Below are 15,211 nucleotides of genomic sequence, written 5' to 3' on the forward strand. Positions count from 1 at the left end.
AGGCGTGCCAGCCATGAGCTCCGTCATCGACTTCGACCCGCTCAGTCCCGCCATGCTGGAGGATCCGTACCCGGTGTACGCGGACCTCCAGGAGCGTCATCCGATCTTCTGGCACGAGAAGGCCGGCGCCTGGTTCGTCACCCGCTATGAGGACTGCCGCAACATCCTGATGGACGCCGAGCTGTTCGTCCGTGACCCGCGCCGGGTCGGCGAGGCCACCACCGAGTCCGGCGCGGGCGTGCAGAACATCGAATCGTCGAGCCAGGCCGAGCTGCGGCGGCTGATCATCGGATCGATCCACGCCCAGAACCTCGAGGAGATCGGCCACAACGTCCGCGCGAGCATCGACCGGATCTTCGCGGGGGTGGCGGCACGGCCGTCCTTCGACTGGATGAGCGAGGTCGCCGCTCCCCTGGCCGGCACGATCACCGCCGAGTTCCTCGGTGTCCGCAGCCCGGACCCGCGGGTCTTCAAGGCGATCGGCGAGGGCATGGCCCGCAAGTTCGACGCGGACCTGGGTTCCGACGACGGCACGGCGGAGCGCCGCACCCGCGAGGCCTTCGGCGCGCTCATCGACGGCTGGCTCAACGCGGAGGACACCCACGGCACGATGCTGACGCTGAAGAACCGCGCCACCGAGCTCGGCGTGCCGCTGCCGGTCGTGAAGAACACCATCGGCCTGCTCTTCATCGGCAGCTACGGCACCATCTTCGCCGCCTCCGGCACGGTCGCCCACCTGCTCATCAAGCGACCCGACGTCTTCGAGCAGCTCGGCGACCCGGCGCTGCTGGGCACCGGGGTCGAGGAGATCGTGCGGTACGACGGGCCGACACAGGCAACCAGCCGGGTGGCACGCCGCGAGACACAGATCCGGGGTGTCACGGTGCGGCCGGGCGACCCGGTGTTCATCGCCCTGGCCGCCGCGAACCGGGACCCGGTGCAGTTTCCGCGGCCGCAGGAGCTCGTGCTCGACCGCACGCCCAACAAGCACCTCGGGTTCGGCTGGGGTCCGCACTCGTGTGTCGGATCGCTGTTCGGCCAGCTCGCCCTCGGGCAGTTGATCCGCGCCCTGCACGACGCGCCGTCGGCGCTGCGGCTGACCGGCACGCCCGTCCGGCTGCCCACCACCACGGTGCGCAGCATCGCCTCGCTTCCGGTCACGTTCCAGGCGTGACCGTGGGCGGGCCGCCGGCATGGACCGAGGCGCGGGCGGTCGCTTACGCAGCGGGACTCGGCGCCCGGCCGGCGCCGGTGGCGGTGCCGCTGACCCGGGCCGACGGGCTCACCCTGGCGGCTCCACTGACCGCTCGCAGCGACGTGCCGGCCTGGCGGACATCCACCATGGACGGTTATGCGGTCCGCGGGCGGGGTCCGTGGCCGGTGACCGGAAAAGTGCTGGCCGGGTCGGCGCCCGGACCGCTGGACGCGGGCGCCGCGGTGGAGATCGCCACCGGCGCCATGCTTCCCGGCGGGACCGAGCAGATCATCCGGGTGGAGGACGCCCGGCGACGGCCGGACGGGTGGGTGGACGGGCAGGCCCGGCCCGTACCGGAGTGGCGCGAGCCGGGCGACGAGGCGGCGCGCGGGGAATGCCTGGTGGCGGCCGGTGAGCCGGTGACCCCGGCGGTGATCGGGCTGGCGGCGGTGAGCGGCAACGACACGCTCCTGGTGTCCCCGGCGATCCGGGCCGCGGTGGTGGTGTTCGGCGACGAGTTGCGCACCGCCGGGTTGCCGAGCCGGGGACGGGTGCGCGACGGGATGGGCCCGCAGCTGCCCGCCTGGCTGCGGCGGCTCGGCGCCGTCACGCCGGACGCGTCCGGCCCGGTCGAGGACACCCTGGACGCTCAGACCTCGGCGATCGGGACGGCGCTGGAGCACGCCGACGTGGTGTGCACCGTCGGCGGCACCATGCACGGACCCGTCGACCATCTGCGGGCCGCGCTGGCGTCGCTGGGCGGCCGGTACGTCATCGATCGGGTGGCCGTGCGGCCCGGCCTCTCCATGGTGCTGGCCGCGGTGCCGGAGCCGGGCGGGCGGGCCCGGTTCGTGGTCGCCATGCCGGGCAATCCGCTGTCCGCGATCATCTCTCTGCTCACGCTGGCGCAGCCGCTGCTGCACGGGCTCGCCGGCCGGGTGCGGCGGCCGCTGCCGACGGCACGGCTGGCGGCGCGGGTTCCCGGCCGCGGCGGGGCCACCCATCTCGTGCCGGTCCGGATCGAGGAGGGCGAGGCCCGGCCGGTCCGGCACAACACGTCGGCGATGCTGCGCGGACTGGTGAGTGCCGACGGGTTCGCAGTGATCGCGCCCGGCACCGAGGGAACGGCCGGCGAGACCCGGCCGTGGGTGCCGCTGCCGCTACCGCCGGATGGACGGCCCTAGGCGAAGAACTTGATCGCGTCGCGGATGCCGCTGCCGAGCGCGTCGACCTCCGCGTGCGTGTTGTAGAGATAGAACGACGCCCGCGTGCTCGACTGCGCCCCGAGCGCCCGATGCAGCGGCCAGGCGCAGTGGTGACCCGCGCGCACCGCGATGCCGAGCCCGTCGAGGTGCTGGCCCACGTCGTGCGGGTGCACCCCGTCGACGACGAAGGAGACCGAGCTGCCGCGATCCTTGGTCGTGGCCGGGCCGATGACGCGCACGCCGGGGATGGCGCTCACCGTCTCGAGGGCATGGCCGGTCAGCGATTCCTCGTGCGCGGCGACGTTCGCCATGCCGAGCTCGGTGAGGTAGTCACAGGCCGCCGCCAGGCCGGCCGCCTGCGCCGCCAGCGGCACCCCGGTCTCGAAGCGCTGCGGGGGCGGCAGGAAGGTGGAGCGTTCCATCGTGACCATCTCGATCATCGAGCCGCCGGTGTGGAACGGCGGCATCGCGGCGAGCAGCTCGGCCCGGCCGAAGAGCACGCCGGTGCCGTACGGGGCGAGCATCTTGTGGCCGGAGAAACAGAGGAAGTCGGCGCCCAGCAGCCGCACGTCCACCGGGAAGTGCGGCACCGACTGGGCAGCGTCGACCAGCACCAGCGCGCCGACCTCGTGCGCCCGCTCGACGATGTCGGCCACCGGGGAGATCGCGCCGGTCACGTTCGACTGGTGGGTCACCGCCACGAACCGGGTGCGCGGGGTGATCAGGCGCCCGGCGGCGTCCAGGTCGAGCCGGCCCTCCGGGGTCACCGGCACCCAGCGCAGCGTCGCGCCGGTGCGGCGGCAGAGCTGTTGCCACGGAACGAGATTCGCGTGGTGCTCGAGCTCGGTCACCAGGACCTCGTCGCCGGGGCCGAGGCGGAAGCGGTCCGCTCCCTCGTCCGTCGTGGAGGCGTTGCTGATCGCGTACGTGACCAGGTTGATCGCCTCGGTCGCGCTCTTCGTGAACACCACCTCGGCGGCGTCGGCCCCGATGAACGCCGCGATCCGGGCACGCGCGCCCTCGTACACATCCGTCGCCTCCTCGGCGAGCAGATGCGTGCCGCGGTGCGCCCCGGCATTGTGTCCGGCATAGAATTCGCGCTCGGCGTCGAGCACCCGCAACGGCTTCTGCGACGTCGCGCCGGAGTCGAGATAGATCAGTGGGTGATCGCCGCGCACCCGGCGCCGCAGGATCGGGAAATCCGCCCGGATGGCATCCAGATCGAACTGCCGCACAGCCGCTTGCGCCTGGGTCACGCGGTGCTCCCTTCTCCGCCCGCCACCCTAGTTTTGGTGCGGCGTCCGCCACCACGGCACTGATCGCCCGCTTCAACCGGCCGCCGGAATCGCCTATGGTCGGGTCCTCCGCTCGGCATCACGCCATCGCGCCGGCCGGCCCCGCTCCGGCCCGAGACACCACCGAATCCGATGCCCGCGGCCGGATCTCATGTCGGGAGTCATCGTGATCGGTCAGCAATCCATGGTGGAATCGATGCGGCAGGCGGTGGCCGAGGCCATCGGCGCCGACCCGGCCGCGATCGCCGACGACGACGATCTGATCGGCCACGGCGTCGACTCCATCACGGTGATGCGCCTGGCCTCCCTGTGGCGCCGGGCCGGGGTGCCGCTCAAGTTCGCCGACCTGATCCAGAAGCCGAGTCTGCGCGCCTGGTCGGCGCTCGCCGAGGAGCGGGTGGCCGCCCAGGCGCCGAAAGCCGCCGGGGTGACCGTCGACGAGGCGGCGCCGTTCGAGCTGGCCGCCATGCAGCAGGCGTACTGGGTGGGACGCGACGAGAGCCAGATGCTCGGCGGGGTCAGCGCGCACTTCTACGCGGAGTTCGACGGCTCGGGCCTGGATCGGGACCGGCTGGAGCAGGCCGTCCGGGCGCTCCTGCGACGGCACGGCATGCTGCGGGCCCGGTTCACCGCCGACGGCCGCCAGCAGATCCGGGCGGCGAGCAGGTGGCCCGGGCTGACCGTGCACGACCTGCGCGACGCGTCACCGGCCGCCGCCGAGGAACTGCGCCGGAGCCTGTCGCACAAGCGGCTCCTGGTGGAGGAGGGCGAGGTCTTCGACGTCCAGCTCTCCCTGCTGCCGGCCGGCGTCACCCGCACCCACATCAACATCGACATGCTGGTCTCCGACGCGCAGAGCTACCAGGTGATCCTGGCCGACCTGGCCGAGCTCTACCTGCGCCCGGACGAGGAACTCCCGGGAATCTCCTTCTCCTTCCCGCGTTATCTCGCGGAGGCCGCGGCGCGCCGGTCGGACAGCCTGGACCGGGCGCGATCGTACTGGCGGGAGCGCCTGGCCGAGCTGCCCGGCGCACCGCAACTGCCGCTGGCGGACGACCCGGAACGGCTGGTCCGGGTCGGGGTCAACCGGCGCCACCACTGGCTGTCCGCGGCCGACCGGCAGCGCCTCGCCGAGCGGGCCGCCAAGTTCGGAATCACCCTGCCGGTCACCTTCGCGACCGCGTTCGCCGAGGTGCTGGCCCGGTGGAGCGCGGATCCCCGGTTCCTGCTCAACCTGCCGGTGTTCGACCGCGAGGAGTTGCACCCGGACGCCCCGATGCTGGTCGGCGACTTCACCAACCTGCTGCTGCTGGCGATGGACATGTCCGAGGACCTGCCGTTCGCCGAGCAGGCCAAGCGCGTGCAGCGCCGCCTCCAGTCCGACATGGCCCACATCGAGTACCCCGGCGTCAGTGTGCTGCGCGACCTGGCCCGCGAACGGCCCGGCGACTGGATGATGGCGCCGGTCGTGTTCACCAGCGCCATCGGCCTTGGTGAGCTGTTCGGGACCGAGGTGCGGCGCTGCCTCGGCGACCCGGTGTGGACCACGTCGGAGACCCCGCAGGTGTGGATCGATCAGCAGGTGACCGAGCAGGACGGCGGCCTGCTGCTGAACTGGGACGTGATCGAGGAGCTCTTCCCGCCGGGCGTGATCGACGCGATGTTCACGGCGTACGTGGACCTGGTGGAGTGGCTGCGCGAGGCGGACTGGGCGACGGCCCAGCCACTCTCGCTGCCGGCCGGCCAGGCGGCGATCCGGGCCGCGGTCGACGACACCGGCGCGGCGCACCCGGCGCGGCTGCTGCACGAGGACTTCTTCGCACGGGCGGCGCGCGAGCCCGGTCGGCCCGCGTTGCTGTGGGGGGACGACGGCCGGCTGTCCTACGGCGAGCTGGCTCGGCGCGCCCTGGTCGTGGCGGGCCGCCTGGTGGCCGGCGGGGTGCGGCCCGGCGATCCGGTCGCCGTCACGATGGCCAAGGGCCCGGACCAGATCGTGGCCGTGCTCGGCGTGCTGGCCGCGGGGGCGGCCTATGTGCCGGTCGGCGTGGAGCAACCGGACCTGCGCCGCGACGAGATCTACGCCGGCGCCGGCGTGGGCCAGGTGCTGACCGAGCTGCCGGGCGACGGCCCGGCACTGTCCGCGCCGGTGGCCGCCGACCCGGACGACCTGGCCTACGTGATCTACACCTCGGGGTCGACCGGCACGCCCAAGGGCGTGGAGATCACGCACCGGGCCGCGCGGAACACCATCGACGAGATCAACGAACGGTACGGCGTCGGGCCGCAGGACCGGGTGCTGGCGGTGTCCGCGCTGGACTTCGACCTGTCGGTGTACGACGTCTTCGGGCTGCTGTCGGCCGGCGGCGCGGTGGTCCTGGTCGAGGAGTCGCTCCGCCGTGAGGCCCGCGAATGGGCGCGGCTGGTCCGGCGCTGGAACGTCACGGTGTGGAACACGGTGCCGGCCCTGCTCGACATGCTGCTGGTGGTCGGCGACGTGCCGGGGTTGAAACTGGCCCTGGTCTCCGGCGACTGGGTCGGGCTGGACCTGCCGGGCCGCCTCGCCGAGGCCGCGCCGCACTGCCGGCTGACCGCGCTCGGCGGCGCCACCGAAGGCTCGATCTGGTCCAACGCCTTCGATGTCGGTGCGGTGCCCGGACACTGGCGGTCGATCCCCTATGGACGGCCGCTGCGGGGCCAGAAGTACCGGGTCAGCGACGGACGGGGACGGGACTGCCCGGACTTCGTACCCGGGGAATTGTGGATCGGCGGCGCGGGCGTGGCCCGCGGCTATCGCGGGGATCCGGAGCGGACCGACCGGCAGTTCGTGCGGCACGCCGGGGAGCGCTGGTACCGGACCGGCGACCTCGGCCGGTACTGGCCGGACGGCACCCTGGAGTTCCTCGGGCGCACCGACGACCAGGTGAAGATCCGCGGCCACCGGATCGAGCTCGGTGAGATCGAGGCGGCGCTCGCCGCGCATCCGGGTGTCCGGCGGGCGGCCGCCACCAGGCTGGGCAACACCCGGATCGGCGCGGCCGTGGTGGTCGAGGGCGGAGCGGTCGCACCGGCGGAGCTCCGGACCTTCCTGGGCGACCGGTTGCCGGCCTACATGCTGCCCGACGAGCTGGTGGTGCTGCCCGAGGTGCCGCTGAGCGCCAACGGCAAGGTGGACCGCAAGGCGCTGCCCGCCCTCATCGCGGCGTCGGCCGACCGGGCCCGCGGCGAGGCGCCGCAGGGGCCGCTGGAGACCGAGCTGGCCGAGATCTGGGCGGCCCTGCTGCGGGCCGCCACGGTGGGCCGCAGCGAGAGCTTCTTCGCCCTGGGCGGGGACAGCCTGCTCGCCACCCAGCTGCTGGAGAAGGTGCGGCAGCGGTTCGGGGTGGAGGTGTCGCTGCGGCGGCTCTTCACCGGGCCGACCGTCGCCGATCTGGCCGCGCTGATCGAGGCGGCCACCGCGGACACCGAAGAGGGTGTCATCTGACCCGCGGTGCTCAGCAGGAACGGCCGCCGTCGATGACGAACAGGCTGCCGGTGACCCAGCGGCCGGCCGGTCCGAGGAGGTGCTCGACCCACGGCACCACGTCCTCCGGCGTGCCCATCCGGCCCATCGGGGTGCTGTCGACCATCGAGCGCCGGAGTGCGGCCACGCCGGCCGCGTCGGCGCCCAGGTCGTCGTACATCGGGGTGTCGATGGCGCCGGGCAGCACCGCGTTGACCCGCACGTCCGGGGCGAGTTCGCGGGCCAGCGAGCGGGTCAGGTGGTGCACGGCCGCCTTGCTCGCGCCATAGAGCGCGCGGGAGGGCACGGCGAGCAGGCCGCCGATCGACCCGACGTTCACCACGGTGCCCTTCGTCTCGCGCAGGGCCGTGACCGCGTGCCGGATCAGCAGCGCCGGCCCGACGAGGTTGGTGCCGACCATCGCCTCGGCATCGGCGCGCGTCAGACCCTCGATGCGCGCCATCCGGGCCAGCCCGGCGTTGTTGACCAGCGCGTCGATGCGCTGGAACTCGTCGAGCGTGTGCCGGACGATGTGCTCGGCCGCGCCGTCCTCGGTGATGTCCACCGGCAGGATCAGGCAGTCCGCGCCGGCCATCCGCGCCCGGGTCTCGCGCAGCTTCTCCTTGTCGCGACCGACGAGCGCGAGCCGGTGTCCCTTCGCCGCCAGCGAGACGGCCAGCGCGCGGCCCAGCCCGGATCCGGCCCCGGTGACCACGACCACGGGCTCGACCGGCACGTCAGCGGCCCTCCAGCCGGGCCGCCACCATCTCCCGCAGCTCCGCCTTGTCGACCTTGCCGACCTTGGTGTGCGGGAAGCCCTCGGCCAGCTCCAGCCGGTCGGGCAGCTTGTAGTCGGCGAGACCCTCCGCCCGCAGGAACGACCGGACCTTCTCCAGGCTCGGCGCCTCGCCGCGCGGCACGACCCAGGCGCAGGCCCGCTCGCCGAGGACGCGGTCCGGCATGGCCACGATGGCGACCTCGCGGACCGCGGGATGGGTGATCAGCAGGTCCTCCACCTCACCGGCCGAGACCTTCTCGCCGCCGCGGTTGATGACGTCCTTGATGCGGCCCTCGACGACCATCGTGCCGTCCGGGTTCAGCCGGACCAGGTCACCGGTGCGCAGGAAACCGTCCGCGGTGAAGGCCTTCGCGTTGTGCTCCGGCACCCGGAAATAACCCCGGATCGTGTACGGCCCGCGGGTCAGCAGCTCGCCGATCTCGCCCGGCGGCACGTCCCGGTCGTGCTCGTCGACCACCCGCAACTCGTCGTCCGCGCTGAGTGGACGCCCCTGGGTGTGGATGATGACGTCCCGCGGGTCGTCGAGCCGGGTGAAGGTGAGCAGCCCCTCGGCCATCCCGAACCAGTGCGTCAGCGATGCGCCGAGCTCGCTGTAGATGCGGCGGGCGAGCTCCGGCGGGAATCGGGCGCTGCCCACCTGCACCAGCAGCCGGGAGAAGTCGACGTCGTAGAAGCCGGCCGCCTCCAGCCAGAGCAGCACCAGCGGGGGCATCAGCGTGGTGAGCGTGACCGCCTCGGACTCGACCAGATCGAAGCAGTCGTCCGGGGCCGGGCTCGGCGGCATGACGATCTTTCCGCCGACCAGCAGCGTGCCGAGCAGCCCGGGACAGCCCAGCGCGGCGTTGTGCGCGACCGGGAGCGCGGCCAGATAGGTGCTCTCCTCGGTGTGGCGCAGCCCCTCCGCGGTCGCCCGCAGCTGGTATGCGTAGTCGTCGTGGGTCCGCGGGATCAGCTTCGGCAGCCCGGTGGTGCCGCCGGACAACAGGAAGAACGCGATGTCCGCCGGATCCGGCCCGGCGAGCGGCCGCGGGTCGGCGTCGACGCCGTCCAGCGCGACGGCGTCGCCCGGATCTCCGTCCACCAGCACGTGCTCGACCGTCTTGACGCTGCGCGCCACCTCGGCGGCGAGGGTGCGGTAGTCGAATCCCTGGTGAACGTCGGGAATCACATAGGCGACCGCCCCCGCGGCCTCACACAGATAGGCGATCTCGCTGCGGCGGTGGCTCGGCAGGGCGAACACCGGCGGCGCGCCCAGCCGGAACAGCGCGATGCTGACCACGGCGAAGGCGGCGGAGTTGGGCAGCTGCACCACGACCGGATCGCCCGGCCCGATGCCGAGCTCCCGGAGTCCGGCGGCCAGCCGGTCGGCCCGGGCGTCCAGCTCCGCGTAACTCCACCGGCGTCCGGCCCCGTCGACGATCGCGGTGCGTGGCTCGGGCCGCGCGGCCCACTCCCGGAGCAGATCGCCGAGCCTCGCCCCGGTCCAGTGCCCGGCCTCCCGGTAACGCCGCGCGAACTCCTCGGGGAATCGGTCGAACTCAATCATCGCCAGGCCTCCTGCCGGTATTTGACCACCCACCGCCGCCCGCGCGCCACGTTGTACGGTCCGGCGATGTACAACCCGGACGACGGCTTTCCGCGCGTCGTGCCCGAGCTCGTCTACCGGGACGTGGCCGTGGCGGTCGACTGGCTGTCCACAGTGTTCGGTTTCCGGCAGCTGCTGCGGCACACCCGCGACGACGGCCGGATGAGCCACGCCGACATGGACACCGGGAACGGCGGCGTGGTGATGCTGACCGCGGCCGGCGGGTTGTTGCGCGGCCCCGCCGATGACGGCCATGTGTGCAAGGTGATCGTGTGGGTCGACGACGTCGATCGGCACTTCGCGGCGGCCGAGCGGGCGGGTGTCGAGGCGCTGCACCGGCCCACCGACAAGCCCTGGGGGCTGCGGCAGTACCTCGTGCGGGACTGTGAGGGCCACCTTTGGGAGTTCAGTCAGCACGTGCGGGACGTACCGGCCCGGGACTGGGGCGCGGTCACCACCGGAGAGCGAGGCGACACGGCATGATCGTCCGGCCCAAGATCGATCAGTACGCCCGGGAGCACACCACCCCGCCATCGAAACTGCTCGCCGAGGTGGCCGCCGCGACCGCCGCGGAAACCGACCGACCGGAGATGATGATCGGCGCGGTCGAGGGGGGTCTGCTCGCGACGCTGGTGGCGATCCAACGCCCGCGGCGCATCCTGGAGATCGGCACGTTCACCGGCTATTCCGCGCTGAGCATGGCCGAGGCGATGCCCGGCGACTGCCGGATCGTGACTCTCGAGTGCGACGCGCGGCACGCCGCCATGGCTCGCCGGCACTTCGCGCTCTCGCCGTACGCGGATCGCATCGAGCTCCGCGAGGCACCCGCCGGCACCACCCTCGCCGAGCTTGCCGCCCCCTTCGATCTGGTCTTCCTCGACGCGGATCGGCCGTCCTACATCCGATATCTGGAAGCCGTGATCCCGTTGCTCGGCGAGCACGGCGTGGTCGCCGTCGACAACGTGCTGCAGTTCGCCATCACCCCCGATCCCGAGGAGGCGGCCGCGGTCGAGGCGTTCAACTCCTATGTGGCGGATCGCGCCGACCTGATCCAGGTGATGCTGACGGTCCGCGCCGGCCTCTCCCTGATCCGCCGCGCCGCCCACGCCTGAGCGGGTCCGGCTCTCGACGTCCCCGGCGCGGGCTGACAACCTCGGCAGTTATGAAGTCAGCCGATCGGGCGGCTGAACTCCCGCCCTCCTGCCCTTTCGATCCGGACCATCCGTCCACCGTTTCGGACCCCTATCCGGGGTATCGATGGCTGCGGGAGCAGGCGCCGGTGCGCTACCTCGAGTCGCACGATCTGTGGGCCGTCACCCGGCACGCCGACGTGGTCGAGGTGCTCGGCAACCCGCACCGCTTCTCCTCCCGTCTGGGCATGGGCGCGGTGCTCGGCCCGCACGCGCCGCAGTCCGTGGACTACCGGATCGGGGCGCCCGGCGTCCGGGTGCTGATCGCGACGGATCCGCCCGAGCACACCCGGCTGCGGCGCGCGGTGCTCGGCCCGTTCCGGCGTGCGGCGATCACCGGGCTGCTCCCCTCGATCGAGCGGATCGCGGCCGAGCTGGTGGCCGGCCTGCTGGCGAACTCCGAGCGCGGAACGGCCGACATCTATCAGGATCTCGCCGCTCCCCTGCCGGCCCTGGTGCTGGCGGAGCTGCTTGGCGTGCCGCCCGAGATGCGCGCCGAGTTCCGGCAGTGGGCCGAGGTGATCACCGACGACCTCGACGCGGCCGGCGCCGCCGACACCCAGCTGGGACGCGGCTACGACATGTTCCGCTACTTCTACTCCGAGATCCGCCGGCGCAAGAAGGCACCGAGCGACGACCTGTTCAGCGTGGTCGCCGCCACCGACGCGGCCGGGCTCTCCGATCACGAGGTGATGGCGTTCTGCGCCTTCCTGCTGGTCGCGGGGGTGGAGACCACCACCAGCCTGTTCACCAACATCGTCGACATGCTGGTCCGCAACCCCGAGGTGCAGCGCCGGCTCTGGGCCGCCCCCGAGCTGGCCGACCCGGTGGTCGAGGAGGCGCTGCGTTACGACACCTCGGTGCAGGGGCTGTGGCGCGCCACCGTGGACGCGGACCGGCTGGGCGGCGTCGACCTGCCGGCCGGGGCGCGGCTGCTCGTCCTCTTCGGCTCGGCCAACCGCGACGAACAGGTCTTCGCGGACCCGGACACGTTCGATCTCGACCGTGCGCCGAACCCGCATCTCGCGTTCGGTTTCGGCCACCACCGCTGCCTGGGCGCGTCACTGGCCAAGGTGGAGCTGGTCGCCGCGCTCGACGCGCTGGTCCGGGCGACCGGCGGCCTGGCGCCGAGGGGCGAGTTCACCCGGCGCAACAGCCTTGTCCTGCGCGGCTTCTCCGCCCAGCCGGTGACCGTATGGCCGAGGTGAGGAGTCTCCCGGCCTCGGTGGCGCAGCGCCTGCTGTGGCTGCTCGAGCAGTTCCGGGGCGAGGACGGGTCGACCAACTGCCCGATCGTCCTGCGCCTGCGCGGGCCGGTCGACGTCGACCGCCTCAGCGACGGCCTGACGGCGCTGACCGCGCGGCACGACAGCCTCCGGACCACCTTCTCCGGGCGGGGCGCCCGGCTCACCCAGGTGGTGCACGACCCCCGGCCGGTGCGCCTGCACCGCCGGGACCTCGACGCCGGCGACCCGGTCGCCGCCCTGCGTGACGCCGTCACCGAGGAGGTACGCCGGCCGGTCGACGCCGAGCGCTGGCCGACGCGCGTCACGCTCTTCCGGCTCGGCGACGACGAACACGGGCTGTGCCTCAACCTGAACCACGCGGCGACCGACGGCGCCTCGTGCGGGCTGCTGGTGCGGGATCTGCACGCGCTGGCCGGCGACGGCGGCCCGCTCCCCCGCGTGCGCTGGCAGTACCCCCGGTTCTGCGAGTGGCAGCAGGACTGGCTCGCCGGGCCCGAGTCGGCCGAGGACCGGACCTTCTGGACGGACCATCTCGCCGGCGCCCGGGTTCCGCGGCTGCCGCTGCGGCCGGCCCGGTCCGGCGATCCGTGGGTGAGCGCCAGCGCCACCGGCGCCATCGACGCGGGCACGGTCACCGCATTGACGCGGATCGCCCGGCAGCAGCACACCACCCTCGCGTCGGCCATGCTCGCCGTCTATTACCTGGTGCTGCGCGAGCACACCGGCGACGAGGACCTGGCGGTCGCCTCGTTCCTCGGCAATCGCACGCGGCCGGAGCTGCGCGACACGGTCGGGCTGCTGGCGAACATGGCCGTGCTGCGGATCCGGATCGACCGCCCGGACGACTTCGGCGAGGCCCTGCGCCGCACCCACGAGACGGCGATGAACGCGTTCGTCCATCAGCGGCTGCCCTATCAACTGCTGCCGGGCGTGACCGTCGCCGAGCCCGGCCGGCGGGCCGACGACGTCATGTTCCAACTGGTGCCGCAGCTGCCCGGGACGATGCGCATCGCGGGCGCCGAGGCGGAGATCGTGGTCGTCGACCAGCTCGGCAGCCGCTTCGAGTGCGAGTTCCAGCTCTATCCGCAGCACGGCGGCTTCCGGGTGGTGCTCTGCTACAACCGCGCCCGGCTGGACGACGCCTTCGCGACGCGGCTGGTCAGCGATTACGTGGCCGTCGCCGGCGCGATCGCGGGATCAGGACCGGGTCGGGTCCAGGTCGCGCATGCCGGTGAGGGTGAGCAGCACCGCCTCCAGTGACGGCTTGATCACCTCGACCGCCTCCACCCGGCCGCCGCCGGCCGAGACCTGGGCGATCGCCGCGGTCACGTCGTCGCCGTCGACCACCTGCGTCTTGCCGTCCACGGTCACCTCGATCCGGGCGCCGCCATATTCCGCGATCAGCTCGTCGAGGCGGCCCTTGGCGATGACCTCGCCGCTGCTGATCATCACCACGGTGTCGCAGACCGCCTCGATGTCGTTGAGCTGGTGGCTGGAGAGCAGGACCGCGACGCCGGCCTCCCGGCGCCGGGTGATCGCGTCCAGCACCGCGGTGCGCGCCTTGAGGTCGAGGGCGGCCGTCGGCTCGTCCAGCAGCAGGAGCTGCGGCGCCGACATCAGGGCCGCGGCCACGTGGACCAGGCGCTGCTGCCCGATCGACAGATCGGCGGGCCGGCGGTCGAGCAGCGGCTCGAGGTCGAGCTCGGCGGTGATCTCGGCCAGCAACGCGTCCGGGTCGGCGACGCCGGACAGGCGGGCGAAGAAGGTCAGGTTCGTCCGGGAGGGCAGCCCCGGATACAGCTCGATCTCCTGGGTGGCAACCGCCAGCCGCGATCTCTGGAGGGTGCGGCCCGGTGCGATGACCACCTCGCCGTCGTCCGGGGTGAGCAGGCCGGCGATGCACCGCACCGCGGTGGTCTTCCCCGCACCGTTGGGCCCGATCAGGCCGACCACCGAGCCCGGCGGGATCTCGAGGTCCAGCCCGCGCAGGGCGACCACGTCGCCATAGGACTTACGCAGCCCGCGAACCTGCGCGGCCGGCCGGTCAGAGGCGAGGTCGACGGCTCCCATGCATCCTCCACGATCAGGTGTTCGCTGGTGGGTCATGACGCGGCCCGGCGGTCCCACTCATCGTGCCATCGACGGACGGCGTGGTCCCGCGCGGCGGATGGCCAACTGCGTAGAACACACAGTCGACACCCCCTCGCCGTCGGCGGATATCGCGCGGTATCGACTGTCCTCACGCCCATGGTAAACATCGCCTATGACCAGTCTGGAGCAGCAAACCGCAGTCGAGAAAACGGGCGAGGGCAAGTATCGGGGAAACATTTCCGAAGACTGGAAGATGTGGGTTCCGGTCGGCGGATATTTGACCGCGATCGCGCTTCGCGCCGCCGAGGCATCGAGCGCGATGGTCAAGCCGGTAAGCGTTTCGTGTCATTATCTGAACGAGGCGACATTCGGCCCCGCCGATCTCGAGGTCACCACTCTGCAGACCACCGAGCGGGCCGAATCGCTGATGGTGCGCATGACGCAGAACGGCAACGACGTATTGGTCGCACTGGTGTCGGCGGCGCCGACCGGCCAGTGGAGCCCGCACGTCAATTGGCAGCCGGCCCCGGAAGCCCCCAAACCGGATGAGCTGGAGACCACGATCCTCGACGAGGACGTGATCCAGCTGATGGGCGAGGAGCCCTTCTGGAAGAACCTCGAGTTCCGCATGATCAAGGGACTGATGGGGTCCCACGACTACCCCGGCGTCGACAAGATCCCGGAGGACGAGCTGCACTTCACGCCGCGGCGTGACGCGCACGTCCGCGGATGGCAGCGGATGCCCATCGGCGAGAACCTCTCGACCTCGTGGGCCGACGCCGGCCGCTACGTGATCATCGCTGCCGCCATGCAGTTCCCGGTGGTCGCGGACCCGTTCACGCCGCCGCTGCGGTTCATCGCGCCGACGCTCAACCTGACCGTGAACTTCCACACCTTCCACCCCGACGCGCAGTGGCTGCTCGCCGACGCCGTCGGTTCCTACGTCGGTGACGGGATCCTCGGCGGCGAGGCGCGGCTGTGGACCGAGGACGGCGATCTGCTCGTCACGTCGCACGCCCAGATGACCTATCACGACTTCTCGGATCCCAAGCTGATGGCACGGCTGCAGAAGTCGTGGTTCGAACTCCGGGAGAGCTGATCGACTC

Annotated in this window: 12 protein-coding genes; 8 read left to right on the forward strand and 4 right to left on the reverse strand. The window is 72.3% G+C overall.

Features of this window, described 5'->3' with window-relative positions:
- Positions 1-13 precede the first annotated feature (13 nt).
- Entirely contained in the window at positions 14-1,174 is a 1,161-nt protein-coding gene (locus tag ACZ6TI_RS12250; protein WP_465345075.1) for a cytochrome P450, read from the forward strand.
- A complete protein-coding gene (locus tag ACZ6TI_RS12255) occupies positions 1,171-2,379 on the forward strand; it encodes a molybdopterin molybdotransferase MoeA (RefSeq protein ID WP_465345076.1) in 1,209 nt (402 codons plus the stop codon). The genes ACZ6TI_RS12250 and ACZ6TI_RS12255 overlap by 4 nt, the downstream gene beginning before the upstream one ends.
- Here the strand turns inward: ACZ6TI_RS12255 and ACZ6TI_RS12260 are convergent.
- Entirely contained in the window at positions 2,376-3,656 is a 1,281-nt protein-coding gene (locus ACZ6TI_RS12260) for an aminotransferase class V-fold PLP-dependent enzyme (RefSeq protein ID WP_465345077.1), read from the reverse strand. The two genes, ACZ6TI_RS12255 and ACZ6TI_RS12260, sit on opposite strands and share 4 nt — an antisense overlap.
- 235 nt (positions 3,657-3,891) lie before the next feature.
- Between ACZ6TI_RS12260 and ACZ6TI_RS12265 the strand changes: the two genes are divergently transcribed.
- Positions 3,892-7,176 carry a non-ribosomal peptide synthetase gene (locus ACZ6TI_RS12265; protein WP_465345078.1) on the forward strand — a complete coding sequence of 1,095 codons (3,285 nt, stop codon included), beginning with the start codon at positions 3,892-3,894 and terminating at the stop codon, positions 7,174-7,176.
- A 10-nt stretch (positions 7,177-7,186) separates the two neighbouring features.
- On the opposite strand, the gene ACZ6TI_RS12270 is transcribed toward ACZ6TI_RS12265, so the two are convergent.
- Positions 7,187-7,930: an SDR family NAD(P)-dependent oxidoreductase gene (locus ACZ6TI_RS12270; RefSeq protein ID WP_465345079.1), complete on the reverse strand. Its 744-nt coding sequence runs from the start codon at positions 7,928-7,930 to the stop codon at positions 7,187-7,189.
- Position 7,931: 1 nt separating this feature from the next.
- A complete protein-coding gene (locus tag ACZ6TI_RS12275) occupies positions 7,932-9,539 on the reverse strand; it encodes a (2,3-dihydroxybenzoyl)adenylate synthase (protein ID WP_465345080.1) in 1,608 nt (535 codons plus the stop codon).
- A 66-nt stretch (positions 9,540-9,605) separates the two neighbouring features.
- On the opposite strand from ACZ6TI_RS12275, the gene ACZ6TI_RS12280 reads away from it, so the two are divergent.
- The 4 genes from ACZ6TI_RS12280 (at position 9,606) to ACZ6TI_RS12295 (ending at position 13,274) form a co-directional block, all read left to right on the forward strand.
- Positions 9,606-10,061, forward strand: a complete 456-nt coding sequence (locus ACZ6TI_RS12280; RefSeq protein WP_465345081.1) for a VOC family protein — start codon at positions 9,606-9,608, stop codon at positions 10,059-10,061.
- A complete protein-coding gene (locus ACZ6TI_RS12285; RefSeq protein ID WP_465345082.1) occupies positions 10,058-10,690 on the forward strand; it encodes an O-methyltransferase in 633 nt (210 codons plus the stop codon). Before ACZ6TI_RS12280 ends, ACZ6TI_RS12285 begins: the two co-directional genes overlap by 4 nt.
- A 167-nt stretch (positions 10,691-10,857) precedes the next feature.
- A complete protein-coding gene (locus tag ACZ6TI_RS12290; protein WP_465345083.1) occupies positions 10,858-11,976 on the forward strand; it encodes a cytochrome P450 in 1,119 nt (372 codons plus the stop codon).
- On the forward strand, positions 11,964-13,274 hold the full coding sequence (locus ACZ6TI_RS12295; RefSeq protein WP_465345084.1) for a condensation domain-containing protein: 1,311 nt from the start codon (positions 11,964-11,966) through the stop codon (positions 13,272-13,274). The genes ACZ6TI_RS12290 and ACZ6TI_RS12295 overlap by 13 nt, the downstream gene beginning before the upstream one ends.
- Here the strand turns inward: ACZ6TI_RS12295 and ACZ6TI_RS12300 are convergent.
- Positions 13,212-14,084: an ABC transporter ATP-binding protein gene (locus ACZ6TI_RS12300; protein WP_465345085.1), complete on the reverse strand. Its 873-nt coding sequence runs from the start codon at positions 14,082-14,084 to the stop codon at positions 13,212-13,214. The genes ACZ6TI_RS12295 and ACZ6TI_RS12300 overlap by 63 nt on opposite strands.
- Before the next feature lie 193 nt (positions 14,085-14,277).
- Here ACZ6TI_RS12300 and ACZ6TI_RS12305 point away from each other — a divergent pair, with 193 nt between their 5' ends.
- Complete coding sequence (locus ACZ6TI_RS12305) at positions 14,278-15,204, forward strand: thioesterase family protein (protein WP_465345086.1); 927 nt, start codon at positions 14,278-14,280, stop codon at positions 15,202-15,204.
- Positions 15,205-15,211: the final 7 nt, after the last annotated feature.

The sequence above is a fragment of the Actinoplanes sp. NPDC051388 genome, from assembly GCF_055586225.1.